An 18,977-nucleotide genomic window follows, 5' to 3' on the forward strand; every position below is an offset into this window, starting at 1 on the left:
TTCTCCCGAACGAGCAACGAACCGGTGCGACGAAGGTCACGCCCGGCGTCGAAATGCGTCCGCCGGCCACCGGGGCCCGACTGCCGGAGCTCGTGCCGGGGGTGCTCAGTAGGATCGCCGCATGGTCGGCCGGATTCGTGACGAGGACATCGCCGCGGTCCGTGAGCGGGTCAAGATCGACGAGGTCGTGTCGTCGTACGTCACCTTGCGCAACGCCGGTGGCGGCTCGATGAAGGGGCTGTGCCCGTTCCACGACGAGAAGTCGCCGTCCTTCCACGTCACGCCGAGCCGGGGCTTCTTCCATTGCCTGGCCGGCGAGACCCGCGTGCTCACCTGGGAGGGGCCGCGGGAGATCCGTGAGCTCGCCGGCGGTGTCCATCGGGTTCTCGGCGCGAGGGGCGATTGGATCGAGGCGCCCTTCGCGTCGTACGGCGTCCAGCGCCTCCACCGCCTCACCGTGACCCGCAACCGCCAGCGCAAGGAGCTGTACGCCACTGACGGGCACCGGTGGTTCATCCGGTCCGGCAAGGCCCAGAAAAACGCGCGTGAGGTTCTGACCACGGACCTGAAGGCCGGAGACCGGCTGGTCTCGAAGTTCCCGCGGTCCCGGATCCGGCGCAGCACGCCCTCGCCCTTCGGCATCGCCCATGGCTTCACCTACGGCGACGGAACGCTCAACGGCACCGGCTCGATGGCGCTGATCTGCCCGCCCAAGGACGAGGCGATGCTGAAGTGGTTCCCCAACAGCCACACCAGTGACCGCGGTGACGGGAACCTGCTCGTCCACCATCTGCCGAAGTTCTTCAAGGACCGGCCGTCGCTCGACGAGTCGGTGCCCTACCTCTACGGCTGGCTGGCCGGCTACTTCGCAGCGGACGGGTTCGTCGCGGCTGACGGCACCGTCATCATGAACTCGGCCGACCGCGACGACCTGGAGTTCTTCCGCACTGTCTGCACCCGCCTCGGCATCGCGACCTACGGCATCACGGCGCAGACGCGCCTCGGTCTGGGGACAGAGCCGTCCGAGCTGTACCGCATCCATCTGGTGAACGAGGATCTCGAGGAGGACTTCTTCCTCCTCGACCCGCACCGCCACCGGTTCGCCGCGGCGCACAAGGCGTTCGCCCGGCGCGGCTGGGTCGTCGAGAGCGTCGAGGAGACCGATCGGGTCGAGGAGGTCTTCTGCGCCGAGGTCGAGGACGGGCACGCGTTCACGCTGGAGGACAACATCCTCACGGGCAACTGCTTCGGCTGCCAGGAGGGCGGCGACGTCTTCACCTTCCTGATGAAGATCGACGGCCTCAGCTTCGGCGAGGCCGTCGAGCGGATGGCCGACAAGTACGGCGTCCAGCTGCGTCGCGACGAGACCGGGCGCGACGACCGGCCCAAGGGGCCGCAGCGGCGTCGCCTGATCGAGGCGCACGCCGTGGCCCAGGAGTTCTACGCCGAGCAGCTCGGCACCCCCGACGCGCTGGCGGCCCGGCAGTTCCTGGCCGAGCGCGGCTTCGACCAGAACGCCGCGCTGACCTTCGGGGTCGGCTTCGCGCCGCGCGACGGCGAGGCGCTGTGGCGCCACCTGAGCGGACGCAAGTTCACCCGCGAGGAGGTGGTCGCCGCCGGACTGGTGGCGATGGGCCGCTCGCTCTACGACAAGTTCCGCGGCCGGCTGCTGTGGCCGATCCGCGAGACCAACGGCGACACGATCGGCTTCGGGGCGCGCCGGCTCTTCGACGACGACCGGATCGAGGCCAAGTACCTCAACACCGCCGAGACGCCGATCTACAAGAAGAGCCAGGTGCTCTACGGCATCGACCTGGCCCGCAAGCCGATCGCGCTGAGCTCCACTGCCGTGGTGGTCGAGGGCTACACCGACGTGATGGCCTGCCATCTCGCCGGCGTCGAGACCGCCGTCGCCACCTGCGGCACCGCCTTCGGCGACGACCACGCCCGGGTGCTGCGCCGCTTCCTCGACGACCACGCCGAGCTGCGCAGCGAGGTCGTGTTCACCTTCGACGGCGACGAGGCCGGACAGAAGGCCGCGCTGCGCACCTTCGAGGGCGACCAGCGCTTCGTGTCCCAGACGTACGTCGCGGTGGCCCCGGAGGGGATGGACCCCTGCGACCTGCGCATCAAGCGGGGCGACGAGGCGGTGCGCGAGCTGATCGCGAGCCGGCGCCCGCTGTACCGCTTCGTGCTCGAGAACGTCGTCAAGCGCCACGACCTCGACCGGGCCGACGGCCGCATCGACGCCGTCCGCGACGCGGCCGCGCTGGTCGCCTCGGTGCGCGACCAGTCCAAGGTCACCGCGTTCGCGCAGGAGATCTCGCGGCTGATCGGCGCCGACATCGACACCAACCAGGTCCTCGCCGCCGTACGCCGGGCCGCGGCGAAGGGGCCGCAGGGCGAGCGTGGCGGTCGCAACGCCCGGGCGCCGGAGCGCCCGCCGGAGCAGCCGGTGGCCGTGGCCCGGGTCCCCGACCTGCGCGACCCGCGGTTCAGCATCGAGCGCGAGACGCTCAAGCTGGTCCTCCAGCATCCGGTCGCGATCGGCCGCACGAGCGCCGACATCGGGCTCAACGACTTCGTCCACCCCACCTACCGCGGGGTGTGGGAGGCGATCACCGCCGCCGGGGGCGCGGTCGCCGGGCAGAACGACGCCGGCTGGGTCGCCCACGTCCGCGACGCCGCGACCGACCCGGCGGTGTCGTCGATCGTCAGCGCGCTGGCGGTCGAGCCGATCCCCGCCAACCGCGACATCGACGCCGGCTACATCGCCACCCACCTGTTCCGGCTGCAGGAGCTGACCGTGCTGCGCCGCATCGACGAGGTGAAGTCGCGACTGCAGCGCACGAACCCGCTCGACAACCCCACCGACTACAACAAGATGTTCGGCGAGCTCGCCGCGCTGGAGCAGCACCGCCGCACCCTGCGCGAGAAGATCGTCGGCGGTCCGTGAGGCCGGTGTCGTGAGGTTCCCGCCGCTGCCGTCGCGCCGGCCGCCGTTCCCCGTCGCAGCGGGGGAGCGCCTGCTCGCCTGGGCCACGGTCCGCCACCCGGGCGCCGGCCCCGACCTCGTCGGCGGCACCCGCGACGCCCTCTACCTGCCCGAGCGGATCCCGTGGGAGCAGGTCGCGAGCGCCGACTGGGACCAGGACGAGGCGACCCTGCGGGTGGTCGAGGTGGCCCGCTTCGGCGAGCCGAGCCCGGTCCACCTGCTGCGGCTCGAGGAGGCCGGTCGCCTGCTCGAGCTGGTCCGCGAGCGGGTCACGGCGAGCATCGCCGTCCAGCGTCACGTCCCGGTCTCGGGCCGCCGACAGGTCCGGATCCTGGCCCGCCGCGCCCCCGGCGCCCACGGCGAGCTCGCCTGGTTCGTCGAGTACGACGACGGCCTCGACCCCGCCGACCCCCGCGTCGACGCCGTCGTCCAGGAGGCGCTCGCGGCCGCCCAGGCCGACGTCGGCGGCTGAGCCCCACCTCGATTTCCAGCAGGGGCCGCGTCCTTGCTAGTGTTTCCCCGCTTCCACCTCGCGGTGGAGAGCAGCTTTCCCCCGTAGCTCAACTGGCAGAGCATGCGACTGTTAATCGCAGGGTTATTGGTTCGAGTCCAATCGGGGGAGCCAACGCTCCACAGCCCCGTCCGGTCCGCCCGGCGGGGCTTTTGGCATTCTCGGGGGCCGTTTCGGCGCCAAACGTGCAGAGGTCCGACCGATTTCGCCCGGACCCGTTGACGAGCCCGGTGGAACCCGATTGTGTGTGCACACACTTTTTTGTGAGGCCCCTCACATCTTCGGAGTGTGATCGGCCGTCCCCCCACACGCAAAGGTTGATCGTGTCTGCACATCTGAGAAGGAAACGACTCGGCGCATCCGCCGCCGGCCTGGCCCTGTTCGCTCTCGGTGTCGGGGTGCTCCCGAGCGCCTCGACCGCGGCTCCCGCGGTCCGCGCTCAGGCGGCCCCGAACGACGCCGCCCTGGACCGTCCGGCCGACGAGGCGGCCGACGTGGTCGAGATCGTGGTCTCCGGCACCGCCGAGCTGGACCGCCTCGTCGCCACCGGGGTCGACCTCGACCACGGGGTGCACCAGGAGGAGGACGGGCTCGGCGTCCGCGCCGTCGTCACGCCCAGCGAGGTCGCCCAGCTGAAGAAGCTCGGCTTCCGCGTCGGCGAGACACTGCTGACCCCGGAGGACAGCGAGGCCGCGCTGGCCGAGCGCGACGCCACGGTGCGGGCGAACGCCGAGGCCGCGGAGGCCTTCGACGAGGCCGCGACCGACCCGGACGTCAGCGACGTCAAGATCCTGCGCGCCGACTACTACACCTCCTTCGGGGTCCCGGTGCTGTCCGTCGAGGCGCAGGTCGCCGACGGCGCGAATGTCGCCAACCTGATCGTCGAGCGGGACGCCGGTCCGGGCACCGCGTTCGGTGACGGCGGCACCCAGGTACTGCAGGACTTCACCGACGTGGGCGTGTACATGTACCACTTCGGCGCGAGCTCGACCGCCGACGGCGATCCCAGCAAGCTGACCACCCGGCCCGACCGGATCCGGATCACCAGCCCGAGCGGTGACGTGGCGATCGCCAAGGTCGAGGACTGGCTGCCGACCCAGGACGGCGAGGAGGACCCGTTCAAGGGTGCCGGCTACCAGGAGGACTTCATTCGGTCCTACCTGGACCCGACCCAGCTCTACGACCGGATCCAGAACCTCGCCGACCAGTTCCCCGATCTCGCCGAGATCGTGAAGCTCCCGTACAAGACCAACGGCTACCGGCGCCTCGCCCAGGCGCTGGTCGGGCCGACGGCCAACAACCCCACCGCCGTCTCGCAGCGCTTCGGCCTCGACTCCAAGGCCTGGGGACACCAGGGCGGCAACGGCATCACCGTCGAGGTGAGCGACCCGGGCGTCGCCGGCGCGCCGCTGAGCGTCAACGTGGTCGGCAAGGCGATCAAGGTCTCCTCCGCGACCGACGGCACCGGCGCGCTCACCAGCACCGCCGCCCAGATCGTGGCCGCGATCAACGCCAACGTCGTCGCGCGCACCCTGGTGACGGCGTACACCTATCGAGGCGACGCGGGCGCCGGCGTCACGCCGGCGACCACCCAGCCGATCACCCTGACCGACGGTCTGGGCGCCCCGGCGTCGGTCTCGCGCGACCCGCAGCAGGTCTACGCCATCAAGATCGGCAAGGTCCGCGACGGCTCGAAGCCCGGCGTCTTCTACTACGCGCAGGAGCACGCCCGTGAGTGGGTGCCGCCGCTGGTGACGATCGAGACGGCCGAGCGACTGCTGCGCAACTACGCCTCGCACGCCCCCACCCGGGACCTGGTCGACAACCTGGAGATCTGGATCCTGCCGTCGGTGAACCCGGACGGTGGTCACTACTCCTTCTACGACTACTCCCAGCAGCGCAAGAACATGACGAGGCACTGCGGGCTCGCCGACAACGGCGACTTCAACGGCCGCAACAGCTGGGGTGTCGACGTCAACCGCAACTACACCGAGTACAGCGCCTTCGACGGCTATTCCGGCGCCTCGACCACCAGCTGCACCAGCAGTACGTCGGCCGGCCCGGGCGAGCTGACCGAGCCCGAGGCCAGGAATGTCGACTGGGTCGCCAAGACCCACCCCAACATCACCTTCTCGATGAACGTGCACAGCTCGGGCAACTACTTCATGTGGTCGCCGGCGTCGTACAAGGCGGCCGGACGCGAGACCGCGCCCGTGCCGACGCTCGAGGAGGAGGGGCTGTTCTGGGGCGCCTCGTCGCGGATCCTGACCGCGATCAAGCGGCACCGCGGCCTCAGCGTCACCCCGGCGAAGACCGGACAGGTGGTCGACGTGCTCTACTCGGCGGCCGGCAACTCCGGTGACCTGCTCTGGTACAAGTACGGCATCTACGCCTGGGACTTCGAGGTCGGCGTCACCTTCCAGCCGCCGTTCGCGGCCGCGTCGCCGGACGGGCCGTCGGCGCACGAGGAGAGCCAGGAGTTCGCCAACGGCCTGATCGAGATGGCGCAGGTCGCTCTCGACCACGAGCGCGACGACGTGCCGCCGGTCTCGACCGTCGAGGTCACGCCCTCGGCGACCGAGGGGAAGGTGAACGTCGTGTTCGACACCAACGAGCCGGCCGCCATCTTCTACACCCTGGACGGCAGCCTGCCGACCTTGGAGTCCGAGCGGTACGACGCCTCGGGCCTGCGCAACACCGACGGTGAGCGGCTCAAGGTCGACGAGGGGACCGAGATCCGCTGGCTGACGGTCGACAGCCGCGGCAACGTGGAGCGGCACCTGGTGCCCGGTCAGCCCGGCAACTACCGCTCGTGGAAGGCGGAGGTCGGCTTCGAGGAGCCGCTGCCCGGCAGCGCGACCTCGCTCACGCTGAGCACGGCGAAGGTGGCCGTCGGCGCCACCGGCGTCACCGCCAAGGTAGCGGTGACCGCGACCGGCCCCGGCGACCAGGCGACGCCGACCGGCGTGGTCACCATCCGCGATGGTGATGTGGTGGTCGGCAGCGGCGAGATCGACGGCGATGGCGTCGCCACGATCGCGCTGAAGGCATTCACCACGGCCGGGGCGCGCTCCCTGACCGCCGAGTACGGCGGCGACGCCGGCTTCCAGGCCAGCGTCTCGGCGCCGGCCACCCTGGTGGTCGGCAAGGTCGCCTCGACGCTCACCGCCAAGGTGAAGAAGGCCAAGAAGGTCACGGTCGGCAAGCGGGCCAAGGTCAAGGTCATGGTCGCCGCGCCGGGCGCTGACGTGTCCGGCACGGTCACGGTCACCCTCGACGGGAAGCAGGTCGCCACCGCCGCGGTCGGCGCCGGCGGCAGCGTGACCGTGAAGCTGCCGAAGGCGAAGGCCGGCAAGCACAAGGTGCGCGTGACCTACGCGGGCAGTGCCTCGGCGGAGGCCTCGACGGCGACGGTCAAGCTCACGGTGCGGCGCCGCTAGACCGCACCGGTCACCCCACCACCCGGGCCGGCGACGCGTGGCGTCGCCGGCCCGGACGTCTCTCAGCTCCCCGAGGTGTCCGCCGACGAGCCGTCCTGGGGCGTGTCCTCCTGCTGCTGCGAGCTCCCCGGCGGCACCTGCCCCGGGTTCGGCGGACCACCCTGGCCGTCGCGCCCGCCCCAGCCGGGGAAGCCGCCCTGGCCGGGCCCGTCCATCCGCTGGTGGCGGAAGTCGGGACCGTCGTCGTGGCCGGCGACCAGCGCGGTGCCGACTCCGGCGCCGGCGCCCAGCACCAGGCCGGCCAGACCGACCGCGACCATCGCGCGCAGGGTGAACGCGCGGTCGCGCCAGCGGGTCTTGAGCACCGGCGCCGGGGGAGGCGGGGCCGGCGCCGGCGGTACGTCGGGCGGTGACAACGCCTCTGCCGGCTCGGTGGGTGGCTCGGTGGGCGGCTGCGGGGTCGGGTCGTCGTGCTGACTCATGTCCCCACGCTCCCTCCGCCCCCTGTGCTGAGCCTGTGCTCCGCCCGTGAGGTGTCGAGGTCGCGCCGCAGGATCCGCACAAGGGATCCACAGGATCCCCACAGGCTGATGGCACAGTCTGCTGTCATGACCCAGAGCGCGACCCGCCCCGACGGCACCCCGCTGCGCGCCCTCGTCGTCGACGACGAGGTCAACATCGCCGAGCTCGTGGCGATGGCGCTGCGCTACGAAGGCTGGGCGGTCGAGACCGCCCACACCGGCGCCGAGGCGGTGACGGCGGTGCGCGGCCACGGCCCGGACGTCGTGGTGCTCGACATGATGCTTCCCGACCACGACGGGATGGAGGTGCTGCGCCGGATCCGCGCCGACGACCCGAGCGTGCCGGTGCTCTTCCTCACCGCCCGCGACGCCGTGGAGGACCGGGTCGCCGGCCTGACCGCCGGTGGCGACGACTACGTCACCAAGCCGTTCTCGCTCGAGGAGCTGGTCGCCCGCCTCCGGGCCCTGGTACGCCGGGCCGGCACCGCGGTCGAGCAGAGTCGCTCCACGCTCGTGGTCGGCGACCTGGTCCTCGACGAGGACAGTCGCGAGGTCACCCGTGCCGGTGAGGAGATCGCGCTCACCGCCACCGAGTTCGAGCTGCTGCGCTACCTGATGCGCAACCCGCGCCGGGTCCTCAGCAAGGCCCAGATCCTCGACCGGGTCTGGAACTACGACTTCGGCGGCCAGGCCAATGTCGTGGAGCTCTACATCTCCTATCTCCGCAAGAAGATCGATGCCGGGCGGGAGCCGATGATCCACACCATGCGCGGCGCCGGCTACGTGCTGAAGCCGGCGTGATGCGCCGCCTGGTGCCCCGCTCGCTCACCGCGCGGCTGGTCGTCACCGCGGTCACCCTGGTCGCGGTGGTGTCGCTGCTCGTCGGCACGGTCACCACCCTCGGCATGCACGCGTGGCTGACCAACCGGCTCGACTCCGACGTGGCCGAGAGCCTGCGCCCCGGCCCGGGCGGCCGAGTGCTGTTCGGCTCGCCGGGCACTTTGCAGGCCAGGTTCGCCGGCAGCGCCCGGCAAGGGGAGGTGGTCCGGGTGCGCAGCAACGTCGTACAGCCCGAATCCCTGGACTCCGCCGTGCTCTCGGTGCTGGCGGAGGTCGGCAGCGAGCCGACGACGGTGGATTTGCCCGGCCTGGGCAAGTACCGCGTCATGCGGGGGAGGGACGAGCGTTCGGACTTCACCGTCGTGGCCGGCCTGCCCACCGAGGACGTCGACGAGGCGACCATGTCGCTCATCCGCCTCGAGATCGTGCTGGCCCTGCTCGGGATCGTGGCCGCCGGGCTGGCCGGCACCGCCGTCGTACGCCGCCAGCTCCGGCCCCTGACCGAGGTCGCCGCGACCGCGCACGCCGTCGCCGAGCTGCCGCTGGCGGAGGGCGACATCGGCGTGACCGAGCGGGTGCCCGAGCACCTCACCGACCCGCGGACCGAGGCCGGCCAGGTCGGCCTGGCCCTCAACCAGCTCCTCGAGCACGTCGAGTCCTCGCTGTCGGCCCGGCACCGCAGCGAGCTGCAGGTCCGGCAGTTCGTCGCCGACGCCTCCCACGAGCTGCGGACCCCGCTGACCACGATCGCGGGCTACACCGAGCTCGCGCGCCGCCGCGGCGACGCGGCCACCTCGGCCGTCGCCCTGGCCAAGGTCGAGGAGGAGGCCGGGCGGATGACCGCCCTCGTCGAGGACCTGCTCCTGCTGGCCCGGCTCGACGCCGGCCGTCCGCTCGCCGCCGAGCCGGTCGACCTGACCCGGCTGCTGCTCGAGGCGGTCGACGACGCCCGGGTGGTGGCGCCCGAGCACCGCTGGCGGATCGTGCTGCCCGCCGACGGCGAGCCCGTGGAGACCGTCGGCGACGAGCACCGGCTGCACCAGGTCGTCACCAACCTGCTGACCAACGCCCGCAAGTACACGCCGGCCGGCACCACCGTGACCGTGACCGTCCGGCGCGACGGGTTCGACGTCCACGACGACGGCCCCGGCTTCCCGGCCGGCCTGGTCGACACCGCCTTCGAGCGGTTCACCCGTGGCGACGCGTCCCGGCACCGCTCCGACGGCGTCGGGCTGGGGCTCGCGCTGGTGCAGGCGATCGTCAGCGCGCACGGGGGCACGGTCGCCCTGCGCAGCGTCCCGGGGGACACCCGCATCACGGTCGCTCTCACAGCGCGCCCATAGGTTCGGCCGAGGACCGCCACAGTCCGACCGAACAGGGTCGGGCTCGTGAAACGCAAGCTCCTGCGCCGCGTCCGCGGCCTGCGTCGTCCCCGGCGCCTCGTCCTCTCCCTGACGGCCCTGGTCGTCCTCGCCGGCGTCGCCGGCGGCTGGCTGCTGTTCCGGGGCGATGAGCCCGCGGCCGCGACGACCACGACCGCGACGGTGCAGACCCAGACCCTCAAGCAGACCGTCACGGCGAGCGGCACGCTGGCGGCCGCCACGACCGCGGACCTGTCCTTCGACGTGAGCGGGACGGTCACGGCGGTCTACGTGAAGCCGGGCGACACGGTGAAGAAGGGGCAGCGGTTGGCCGCGATCGACGACGACGTGCTCCAGGCCCAGCTGGACGCCGCGCAGAGCTCGCTCACCGCGGCCCGGACCGCTCGCTCCGAGAACATCGCCGACGGCGCCGCGGACGTGCAGCTCGCCGCCGACCGGGCCGCCGTCCTCGCCGCCGAGTCCCAGCTCGCCGAGGCCCAGGAGGCGGTCGACGACGCCGTGCTGCGCTCCACGACGAAGGGCACCGTGACCGCCGTCGGCCTCGAGGTCGGCGACTCCGCCGGCAGCGCCGGCGCCGGCGCCGGCTCGGCCGGCTCGTCCAGCGGCACGGACGCCACCGGCACCATCACGGTCGTCTCGACCGGCCGGTTCGTCGTCGACGCGACCGTCGCCAGCGCGGACATCGCGAAGGTGAGCGTCGGCCTGCAGGCCGAGATCACCGTCAGCGGCGTCGACGAGACGGTCTACGGCACCGTCCAGGAGGTCGGCCTGGTCGCCGAGACGGACTCGAGCGGTGCCGCTGTCTTCCCCGTCACGGTCCAGGTGACCGACACCCGCGACGACCTCTTCGGCGGTACGTCGGCCGACGTCGCCATCGTCGTCAGCCAGCGCTCCGACGTGCTCACCGTGGACAGCCGCGCGCTGCGTACCGACGGCGACACGACGTACGTCGAGAAGGTCAGTGGCGACAGCACCGAGCGCACCGAGGTCGAGGTCGGCGAGACCAGCGGCCTGGCCACCGAGATCACCTCCGGGCTGAGCGAGGGCGACGTCGTCGAGATCGCCGGGTTCACCGGCCCCGGCAGCGGTGGCGGCGACCAGCAGATGCAGCAGCTCCGCGAGCAGATGCAGCAGAACGGCGGGCTGCCCCCCGGTGGCTTCCCGGGCGGCGGCACCGGCGGGTTCCCGGGCGGAGGCAGCCGGTGAGCGCCCTGATCGAGCTGTCCGGCGTACGCAAGACCTACACCTCGGGCAGTGTCGAGTTCGAGGCGCTGCGCGGCATCGACGCCACCATCGAGGAGGGCGAGTACGTCGCCGTGATCGGGCCGTCGGGCTCCGGCAAGTCGACGCTGATGAACCTGCTCGGCTGCCTCGACGTCCCGACCGTCGGCCACTACGTGCTCGCGGGGGAGGACACCGCCGAGCTCGACGAGGCGGCCCTCGCCGAGATCCGCAACCGCCGGATCGGCTTCGTGTTCCAGCAGTTCCACCTGCTGCCGTCGATGTCGGCCTGGCGCAACGTCGAGCTTCCTCTCGTGTACGCCGGCGTCCCGCGTCCGGAGCGCAGGGAGCGGGCGATCGCGGCGTTGACGAAGGTCGGTCTCGCCGACCGGGTCGACAACCGGCCGGGCGAGCTGTCCGGCGGTCAGCAGCAGCGGGTGGCGGTCGCGCGGGCCCTGGTCACCGAGCCCGCCCTGCTGCTGGCCGACGAGCCGACCGGCAACCTGGACTCGACCTCGACCCGCGACGTGCTGGGGCTCTTCGACGAGCTGCACGAGTCGGGGCGCACCATCGTCCTGATCACCCATGAGCAGGACGTCGCCGGCCGGGCCCGGCGCAACCTGGTCATCGACGACGGGCTGATCACCGTCGACCGCCTCACCTCGCGGGTCCCGGCATGAGCTGGTGGGAGACGGTCCGCTCCGGACTGGCGGCGATCAGGTCGCACCGGCTGCGCTCCTCGCTCACCGTCCTCGGCATCGTCATCGGCATCTCGTCGGTCATCCTCACCGTCGGCCTGGGCCAGGGTGCGCAGAAGGAGGTCAAGGACCAGATCGACGCCCTCGGCTCCCACCTGCTGATCGTCTCGCCCGGCAGCACCACCAGCAGCTCCGGCATCCGTGGCGGCTTCGGTTCGGCGTCGACGCTGACCATCGCCGACGCCACCGCGCTCGCGGACCCGGAGGCGGCGCCCGACGTGGCGGGAGTGGCGCCCGTGACGACCAGCTCGGTGTCCCTCGTCAACGGTGACACGAACTGGACCACCTCCCTCACCGGCACCACGACCGCCTGGCCGGACGTGCGCAGCAGAGAGCTGAGCGCCGGCCGGTTCTTCACCGCGGCCGAGGCCGCCGAGGGCGCCACGGTGGCCGTGATCGGCGCCGACACCGCCTCGGAGCTCTTCGGCCGGCAGAGCCCCGTCGGGCAGCAGGTCACCGTCAACGGCACCCGGGTCACGGTCGTGGGCGTGCTCGCCTCCTCGGGCGCCTCCTCCTCGGGGTCGAGCGAGGACGACCTGGCCGTCGTACCCGTCGGGACGGCGAGCCGGCTGACCGGCAGCACCTCCAGCTCGGTGTCGACCATCTACGTCGAGGCCGCGAGCGAGGCCACCCTGGCGGCGGCGTACCAGGAGGTGCAGGCGCTGCTCGCGACCCGGCACGGCGTGACCACCGCGGACGCCGACTTCTCGATCGCGACCCAGGACTCGCTGGTCGAGACGGCGAACTCCACCAACCGGACGTTCACCGTGCTGCTCGCCGGCGTCGCCGGCATCTCGCTGCTCGTCGGCGGGATCGGCGTCATGAACATCATGCTCGTCTCCGTCACCGAGCGGATCCGCGAGATCGGCCTGCGCAAGGCGCTGGGCGCGGCACCGCGCATCATCCGGCGCCAGTTCCTCGTCGAGGCCTCGCTGTTGGGCCTGACCGGCGGTGTCGTCGGTGTCGTGATCGGCATCGTCGGCGCCCAGGTCCTCCCGCACTTCATCGACCAGGCCGTCTCGGTGTCGCTGCTCGCGACCACGGCCGCCCTCGCGACCTCGCTCGCGATGGGTGTCGGCTTCGGCGTCTACCCGGCGAGCCGGGCCGCCCGGCTGACGCCGATCGACGCGTTGCGCAGCGAATGACCATCCCTCCCCGTCCCCACCCTCCAGGAGCATCGATGACCCTCTCGCCCCTCACCCGGCGTACCGCCCGCCCACTGGCCGTCGTCGCCGCCGGCACCGCGCTCGCCGCGGTGCTGACCGGCTGCGGCGACGACTCGACCGCCGCCACCGACGTGGCCGGCGCCCCCAGCGCCCAGAGCGCCCAGAGCGGCGGCCCGAACGGCGGACCCGGCGGCGGGCTGCCCGGCACCTTCGGGCTGATCGCCGCCGTGAACGGCGACGTGCTGCAGGTCCGCGGCCAGGGGCAGAGCGCCGGCCAGACCGCCGTCACCGTCACCGACGCCACCACGATCACCGACCAGGCGGCCGGCACCCTCGCCGACGTCACCACCGGCGTCTGCGTCGTGGTCCGGACGGCGGACGGCGACGTCACCGGGAACGCAGACAGCGCCCCCACCGCGGTCACCGCGGCCTCGGTCTCGGTGACCGCGGCCGCCGACGACGGCAGCTGCACCGGTGGCTTCGGCGGTCCGGGCGGCGGCGAGCCGCCCAGCGGCATGCCGACGGACCTGCCGAGCGACCTGCCCTCCGACTTCCCGACCGACGGCTCCGGCATGCCCGGCGGCCGGCCCGGTGGCTTCGGCACCGTCGGCGAGGTGACGTCCGTCAGCGACAGCGGCTTCGTGGTCGAGGGAAGGGACGGCGACGTCACGGTCACCGTCGACGGCGCCACGACCTACACCCACCAGGTCGCCGCCGACGCCTCGGCCCTCACGACGGGCCGCTGCGTGCGGGTCGAGGGCGATGCGGACAGCGCCGGCGCGGTCACCGCGACGGCGATCGCGGTCAGTGACGCGGTGAACGACCAGTGCGGGCGCTGAGGACGCCGCGCCGGGTCGTCGTACCGCTCGCGGTCCTGGCGCTCGCCGGCACCGGCTGGGCGGCGTACGGCGCCACCGGCGACGACGCCGTGTCCTATCGCACCGTCACCGCGCGCACCGGCGACGTCGAGCAGACCCTCGACCTGTCCGGCGTCATCGGCGCGAGCGGTCGCTCCGACCTGGCGTTCGGCACCTCCGGCGAGGTCGCCCGGGTACCGGTCTCCGTCGGCGACGAGGTCGCGCAGGGCCAGGTGATCGCGGTTCTGGACCGCGCCGCGCTGCGCTCCGCCGTCGACCAGGCGAAGTCCGACCTCGCCGGCGCCAAGGCCCAGCTGGCCGACGACGAGGAGGCGCAGACCACCTCGGTGGCGACGGCCGCGAGCACCCCGACGAGCACCGCGACGAGCACGCCGTCGGGCTCGTCGGCCGGGAAGTCCCCGGGCTCGTCGGGCGCGTCGCCGACGAAGGCCGCCACCCCGACCGCGGCGGACCCGGACCTGACCGCACTCGCGGCGCAGCAGGACGCGGTGACGAGCGCGCAGTCGGCCGCCAGCAGCGCGCTGGAGAGGTCGACCGCCGCCCTCGCCACCCAGGAGCAGGCCTGCCAGGCGGCCGCGACCCCGGCCGCCGCCCCCGACGACCCGAGCGGCGAGCCGACCGACGACCCGACCGAGGACCCGGGCGGGTCCGGCGGGTCCGGCGGGTCCGGCGTGGACGAGGCGTGCGCGAAGGCGCTCGCCGCGGTGCAGTCCGCCCAGTCCGCCACGGCGGACGCCCAGCAGGCGCTCCAGGACGCCATCGCCACGCTCACCACGACCCTGACCGCCGCCCTCGGCGACCTGACGAGCAGCGCGGCGGCCGCGAGCGGTCCCGGCGCCGCGAGCGACACCGGCGGCGCCGACGCGTCCGCGCCCTCCGGCTCGGGCGCCGCACCCAGCGGCTCCTCGTCCGACACGTCGGGCTCGTCCGCCACTGCCTCGGGAGACCCGGGCGGCACGCGCACCGTCACCGCCGCCACGCTGGCCGCCGACCAGGCGTCCATCGACAAGGCGAAGTCCGACCTCGCCTCCGCGCGCGCCGACCTCCGCGCGGCGGTGGTCCGGGCCCCGGCCGCCGGCACCGTCACCTCGCTCTCGGTCTCCGCGGGCGACTCGGTGTCGTCGGGGGACGCCGTCGCGGTGGTCGTCGCACCGGGCGTGACCACGGTGTCCCTGGAGGTGTCGGAGGCGCAGGCCGCTCAGCTCACGACGGGCACGGCGGTGGACGTCACGCCCGCGGGTGCGGCCGAACCGCTCGCGGGGTCGCTCAGCCGGATCTCGAACGTCCCGACGAGCACGGACTCCACCTCCGACCCGACGTACGCCGTCGACATCACCCTCGACGAGCACGACCTCGGTCTTCCCGAGGGCCTGCCCGCGTCGGTGGAGGTGGTCGTGGGCAGTGCGAGCGACGCGGTGACCGTGCCCGCCTCCGCGGTCAGCGACGGCACCGTGACGACCCTGGTCGACGGCCGGGCGGAGCGGGTGCGGGTCACGACCGGCATCGTCGGCGGTACCGAGATCGAGATCGTCGACGGGATCGAGGCCGGTGCCGAGGTGGTGCTCGCGGATCTCGACGCCGACCTGCCGAGCGGGGACAGCCAGGACCAGCGCGGCTTCGGCGGCGGCTTCGGAGGCGGCTTCGGGGGCAGCTTCGGCGGTGGCGGCACCGGCGGGCCACCGGTCGTGATGGTGCGGTGATCCGACAAACCGGTGGCGCGCGCCACCCCTGCGGGGTGACGCTGGTGGGGTGACGACGACGACCTGGACGAGCGCGGAGTGGGCGACCGACGAGTTCGCCGGCGACCTCCGCGCGTTCCTGGCCGACGCGCTCGGCGTCGTCGACCGGGTCGACGTGGTCGCCGTGCGGCCCTGGTCGGCGCTGTGGCGGGTCGCCGCGGCCGGGCGCACGTCGTACGTCAAGCAGAACTGTCCGGGCCAGGCCCACGAGGCCAGGCTGATGGCCCGGCTGGCGCGGCTCGTCCCCGACCACGTCGTCCCGGTCCTGGCGGCCGATCCCGTGCGCGACCTGCTGCTGACCGCCGATCTCGGCCCGACCGTCCACGACCGCGGGGGAGCGGGCGATCCCGCCGTCTGGACGCGGATCGCCGCCGACTCGGCCGACCTCCAACGCCGGCTCGTCGGTGCTCTCGACGACCAGCACCTCACCGTGCTCGCCCCCGCCGACGCCACGACGTACGTCGCCGACGCGGTGGGCCGCCTCGCCGCCCTGCCCCCGACCGATCCCCGCCGGCTCGCCCCCGAGGTCGCGGTCCTGCTCGAGGCGCTGCTCCCGACGGTGGATCGCTGGTCCGACCGGGTCGAGGACCTCGGCCTCCCGCTCACCCTGCTTCACAACGACCTGCACGCCGAGAACGTCGTCCTGGCCCCCGACGGCGGGCTGCGCTTCTTCGACTTCGGCGACGCCGTCGTCGGCGACCCGCTCGCCGGCCTCTACGTCCCCCTCGCCATGGCCCGCGAGTCGCTCGGCGTCCCCGCCGACGACCCGCTCCTGTGGCGGATCGCCGACGCCGCGCTCGAGGTGTGGTCCGACCTCGCCAGCCCCGCCGACCTGCGGGCCGCGCTCCCCGCCGCCCTCCAGCTCGGCCGCATCGCCCGGGTCGAGTCCTGGCGTCGCTGCGTGGTCACCATGACCCCCCAGGAGCGGGCCGAGTTCGGCTCCGCGCCCGCCGCGCGCCTGGCGTCGCTGCTCGACCCGCCGCCGCTCGGCGGGCGCGCCGCACTAGGGTGATCCGCGCGGGCCGGTAGCTCAGTCGGTCAGAGCAGAGGACTCATAATCCTTGGGTCGTGGGTTCGAGCCCCACCCGGCCTACTCCGCGCTACTCGCCCCAGCCCATCGGGAACACCTCGAAGGGCGCGGCGAACGCGACGCCCAGCCGGGCCCCGGCGGCCCGCGACATGCCCTCGAGGAACTCGCGCGGATCCCAGTTCTCCCAGCCCAGACCGTCGATGTACGCCGCGTGCGCCCGCAAGGACTCCACGCCGGCGTCGAAGGTGGCGGTGGTGTCGACGGCGTGGGTCGCGTCGGGGGAGCCGAACGCCCACACCTAGCGTACGCCGCCCCAAGGCTCGAGCCCGTCCGCGCCGCCGAGCTGGTCGGCGAACACCCAGCGGTTCCCCGCGTCCCGTACGGCGTCCACCACCGCCCGCCCCACCGCGATGTGGTCGGCCTGGTTGAGGTTGCGCCCGCCCCAGGTATCGCGGAAGTTGCCGGTGACCACGATGTCGGGCCGGTGACGACGGACCTCGGCGGCGATCAGCGCGCGCATTGCGACGCCGTACTCCAGGACGCCGTCGGGCTGGCGCAGGAAGTCGACGACGTCGACGCCGACGATCCGTGCGGACGCGACCTGCTCGGCCTCGCGCACCTCGCGGCACGCGTCCGGGTCGAGGCCGTCGATGCCGGCCTCGCCGCTGGTGACCATGCAGTAGACGACGCTCTTGCCCTGTCCGGTCCAGCGCGCCACCGCGGCGGCGGCGCCGAACTCCATGTCGTCGGGGTGCGCGACGACGCACAGGGCGCGCTCCCAGCTCTCGTCGAGCGGCTCCAAGGGGGTCGGTTTCTCGGCCATGCCCCGAGCATGTCACCCGTCGACGCGCTCGCGCAGCGCCACGGCGTCGTGGGGTGCGCGCCCGCGGGCGTCGTTGTCGAAGTAGACGAACACGTCGGCTCGCTCGGCCCAGCGCCGGCACTTCGCGGCCCACCTGTCCAACGACCGGGCCGCATATCCGCTGGCGTACAGCTCGGTGTGGCCGTGCAGCCGCACGTACACGACGTCGCTGGTCACCACCTCGGCCATCGGCCAGCGACCGGGGGAGTCCGAGACGACGCAGCCGATCCCGTGCTCCCGCATCTGCGCGAACGCCTCGTCGACGCAGAAGCTGCGGTGCCGGAACTCGACCACGTGGCGCACGCCGGCGGGCAGCAACCGGTAGAACGAGCCCATCAGGTCGGCGTCGTACGGCAGCGAGGCGGGCAGCTGCCACAGCACCGGCCCGAGCTTCGCTCCGAGGTCGAGCACGCCCGAGCCGAAGAAGCGGGCCAGGCCCTCCTCGACGTCACGCAGCCGCTTGAGGTGGGTGATGAACCGGCCGCCCTTGACGGCCAGCACGAAGTCGTCGGGCGTCTCGTCGCGCCACCGGTGGTACGTCGAGGGCCGCTGCAGCGCGTAGAACGAGCCGTTCACCTCGATCGTGGTGAGGCGTTCGGCGAGATAGCCCAGCTCGTGGCGCTGGACGAGCCCCTTCGGGTAGAAGTCGCCGCGCCACGACGCGTAGGACCACCCCGACGTGCCGACCCGGATCGTGCCCATGGCCGGGTGGTACCCGCTAACGCGCGGTTGCGTCGGCGATCAGCAGCCGGTCGCCGTCCTGGACCAGGAACAGGGTGATGTCCTCGGTGCGCGAGCCGCCGCCGCTGAGCCGGTAGCGGTAGGTGTACCGGACCGTCATGGTCGCCGGATCGCCGCTGACCGACAGGATCCGCGGGTCCTCGATCGACGTCCACACCTCGCGGTAGCGCGGGCTGCGCCGCTGGTAGGCATCGGTCAGCCAGGTGAACCCGAGCGCCGGGTCGCCGCTGGCCGTGGCGACGTAGTCGCGGGCGAAGGTCTCCAGCTCGGCGGCGGTCGGGAGCGCCGGCTCCGAGGACGGCACGACGCTCGCCGGCTCGCTCTCCTCCGGGCTGGTGGCGTCCGTCGTCTCGCTCCGCGTCTCGGGTGGGTCGCCCGCTCCTCCTCCGAACAGCAGCGCCGCGCCCACCAGCCCGAGCACGGTGACCACCGCGGCGCCCGCGAGTGCCAGTCCGGCCACGGGCAGCCGGCGGCGGGGGTCGGGCGGCCGTACCCGCGCCCGCAGGTAGGCGACCACCTCCGCCGCGGACGGTCGCTCGCCCGGGTCGGGGCGGAGCCCGAGCTCGACGAGGGGTGCCAGCCAGCCGGTGGAGCGGGGCACGACCGGCGGGTCGCCGTACGCCGTGGGTGGGGCGCCGGTCGTGGCGTGCAGCAGGACCGCGGCCAGCGACCAGACGTCGTCGGGAGCGCCGGGCGCGGAGAACTCGGGGTCCGGCACGACCCGGGTGCGGTCGAGGAGGAGCGCCCGACCGCCGTCGTCGACCTCGATCGCCGCGGGCGAGATCGCGCCGTGCCGGCCCGAGGCAGCGTGGACCGCGGCGACGGACTCGGCCACCGGGAGCAGCAGCCGGGCCGCGTCGTCCGGTGACAGCACGCCGTACCCGCTCACGGCT

Annotated in this window: 16 protein-coding genes, 2 tRNA genes and 1 pseudogene; 14 read left to right on the forward strand and 5 right to left on the reverse strand. The window is 73.2% G+C overall.

All coding sequences use genetic code 11. The annotated features are described in order from the left end of the window. Positions 1 to 121: 121 nt before the first annotated feature. The 5 genes and pseudogenes from JOD66_RS28755 to JOD66_RS24065 form a co-directional block, all read left to right on the forward strand. Positions 122 to 307, forward strand: a pseudogene (locus JOD66_RS28755) (CHC2 zinc finger domain-containing protein); the annotation flags it as partial. A gap of 600 nt (positions 308 to 907) precedes the next feature. Beyond that, entirely contained in the window at positions 908 to 2,956 is a 2,049-nt protein-coding gene (gene dnaG, locus JOD66_RS24050) for a DNA primase (RefSeq protein ID WP_239547007.1), read from the forward strand. Positions 2,957 to 2,966: 10 nt separating this feature from the next. Beyond that, complete coding sequence (locus tag JOD66_RS24055; protein WP_204839328.1) at positions 2,967 to 3,467, forward strand: hypothetical protein; 501 nt, start codon at positions 2,967 to 2,969, stop codon at positions 3,465 to 3,467. Positions 3,468 to 3,544: 77 nt separating this feature from the next. Continuing rightward, positions 3,545 to 3,620 (forward strand) — tRNA-Asn (locus JOD66_RS24060). A 209-nt stretch (positions 3,621 to 3,829) separates the two neighbouring features. After that, positions 3,830 to 6,946, forward strand: coding sequence for a M14 family zinc carboxypeptidase (locus JOD66_RS24065; RefSeq protein WP_204839329.1), 3,117 nt, complete (start codon positions 3,830 to 3,832; stop codon positions 6,944 to 6,946). 62 nt (positions 6,947 to 7,008) lie between these two features. Here JOD66_RS24065 and JOD66_RS24070 read toward each other — a convergent pair whose 3' ends face one another. Further along, on the reverse strand, positions 7,009 to 7,428 hold the full coding sequence (locus JOD66_RS24070) for a hypothetical protein (protein WP_204839330.1): 420 nt from the start codon (positions 7,426 to 7,428) through the stop codon (positions 7,009 to 7,011). A 126-nt stretch (positions 7,429 to 7,554) separates the two neighbouring features. Here JOD66_RS24070 and JOD66_RS24075 point away from each other — a divergent pair, with 126 nt between their 5' ends. From JOD66_RS24075 to JOD66_RS24115, 9 genes are all read left to right on the forward strand, one after another. Beyond that, positions 7,555 to 8,268 (forward strand): response regulator transcription factor, encoded by a 714-nt coding sequence (locus tag JOD66_RS24075; RefSeq protein WP_204839331.1) that lies wholly within the window; start codon positions 7,555 to 7,557, stop codon positions 8,266 to 8,268. Then, on the forward strand, positions 8,268 to 9,650 hold the full coding sequence (locus JOD66_RS24080) for a sensor histidine kinase (RefSeq protein ID WP_204839332.1): 1,383 nt from the start codon (positions 8,268 to 8,270) through the stop codon (positions 9,648 to 9,650). The genes JOD66_RS24075 and JOD66_RS24080 overlap by 1 nt, the downstream gene beginning before the upstream one ends. 45 nt (positions 9,651 to 9,695) lie before the next feature. Next, positions 9,696 to 10,895 (forward strand): efflux RND transporter periplasmic adaptor subunit, encoded by a 1,200-nt coding sequence (locus JOD66_RS24085; RefSeq protein WP_204839333.1) that lies wholly within the window; start codon positions 9,696 to 9,698, stop codon positions 10,893 to 10,895. A gap of 5 nt (positions 10,896 to 10,900) precedes the next feature. Beyond that, the gene (locus tag JOD66_RS24090; RefSeq protein WP_205126533.1) at positions 10,901 to 11,590 is read left to right on the forward strand and encodes an ABC transporter ATP-binding protein; all 690 of its coding nucleotides are present in this window, start codon (positions 10,901 to 10,903) and stop codon (positions 11,588 to 11,590) included. Continuing rightward, positions 11,587 to 12,813 carry an ABC transporter permease gene (locus tag JOD66_RS24095; protein ID WP_204839334.1) on the forward strand — a complete coding sequence of 409 codons (1,227 nt, stop codon included), beginning with the start codon at positions 11,587 to 11,589 and terminating at the stop codon, positions 12,811 to 12,813. The genes JOD66_RS24090 and JOD66_RS24095 overlap by 4 nt, the downstream gene beginning before the upstream one ends. Positions 12,814 to 12,848: 35 nt before the next feature. Beyond that, a complete protein-coding gene (locus JOD66_RS24100) occupies positions 12,849 to 13,673 on the forward strand; it encodes a DUF5666 domain-containing protein (protein ID WP_204839335.1) in 825 nt (274 codons plus the stop codon). After that, on the forward strand, positions 13,661 to 15,412 hold the full coding sequence (locus JOD66_RS24105) for an RND family efflux transporter (protein WP_204839336.1): 1,752 nt from the start codon (positions 13,661 to 13,663) through the stop codon (positions 15,410 to 15,412). The genes JOD66_RS24100 and JOD66_RS24105 overlap by 13 nt, the downstream gene beginning before the upstream one ends. Positions 15,413 to 15,461: 49 nt before the next feature. Continuing rightward, entirely contained in the window at positions 15,462 to 16,463 is a 1,002-nt protein-coding gene (locus JOD66_RS24110) for a phosphotransferase (protein WP_204839337.1), read from the forward strand. A 7-nt stretch (positions 16,464 to 16,470) separates the two neighbouring features. Next, positions 16,471 to 16,544: transfer RNA gene (locus tag JOD66_RS24115), tRNA-Ile, on the forward strand. Between the two features lie 7 nt (positions 16,545 to 16,551). Here the strand turns inward: JOD66_RS24115 and JOD66_RS28760 are convergent. The 4 genes from JOD66_RS28760 to JOD66_RS24130 are packed head-to-tail and all read right to left on the reverse strand — an operon-like array spanning position 16,552 to position 18,973. Beyond that, the gene (locus JOD66_RS28760; RefSeq protein ID WP_239545417.1) at positions 16,552 to 16,779 is read right to left on the reverse strand and encodes a PIG-L deacetylase family protein; all 228 of its coding nucleotides are present in this window, start codon (positions 16,777 to 16,779) and stop codon (positions 16,552 to 16,554) included. After that, a complete protein-coding gene (locus JOD66_RS24120; RefSeq protein ID WP_239545419.1) occupies positions 16,780 to 17,304 on the reverse strand; it encodes a PIG-L deacetylase family protein in 525 nt (174 codons plus the stop codon). Positions 17,305 to 17,316: 12 nt separating this feature from the next. After that, a complete protein-coding gene (locus tag JOD66_RS24125; protein WP_204839338.1) occupies positions 17,317 to 18,045 on the reverse strand; it encodes a DUF72 domain-containing protein in 729 nt (242 codons plus the stop codon). A 16-nt stretch (positions 18,046 to 18,061) separates the two neighbouring features. Then, positions 18,062 to 18,973: a protein kinase family protein gene (locus JOD66_RS24130; protein ID WP_204839339.1), complete on the reverse strand. Its 912-nt coding sequence runs from the start codon at positions 18,971 to 18,973 to the stop codon at positions 18,062 to 18,064. Positions 18,974 to 18,977: the final 4 nt, after the last annotated feature.

This window comes from Nocardioides nitrophenolicus (genome assembly GCF_016907515.1).
Taxonomy (GTDB): Bacteria; Actinomycetota; Actinomycetes; order Propionibacteriales; family Nocardioidaceae; genus Nocardioides; species Nocardioides nitrophenolicus.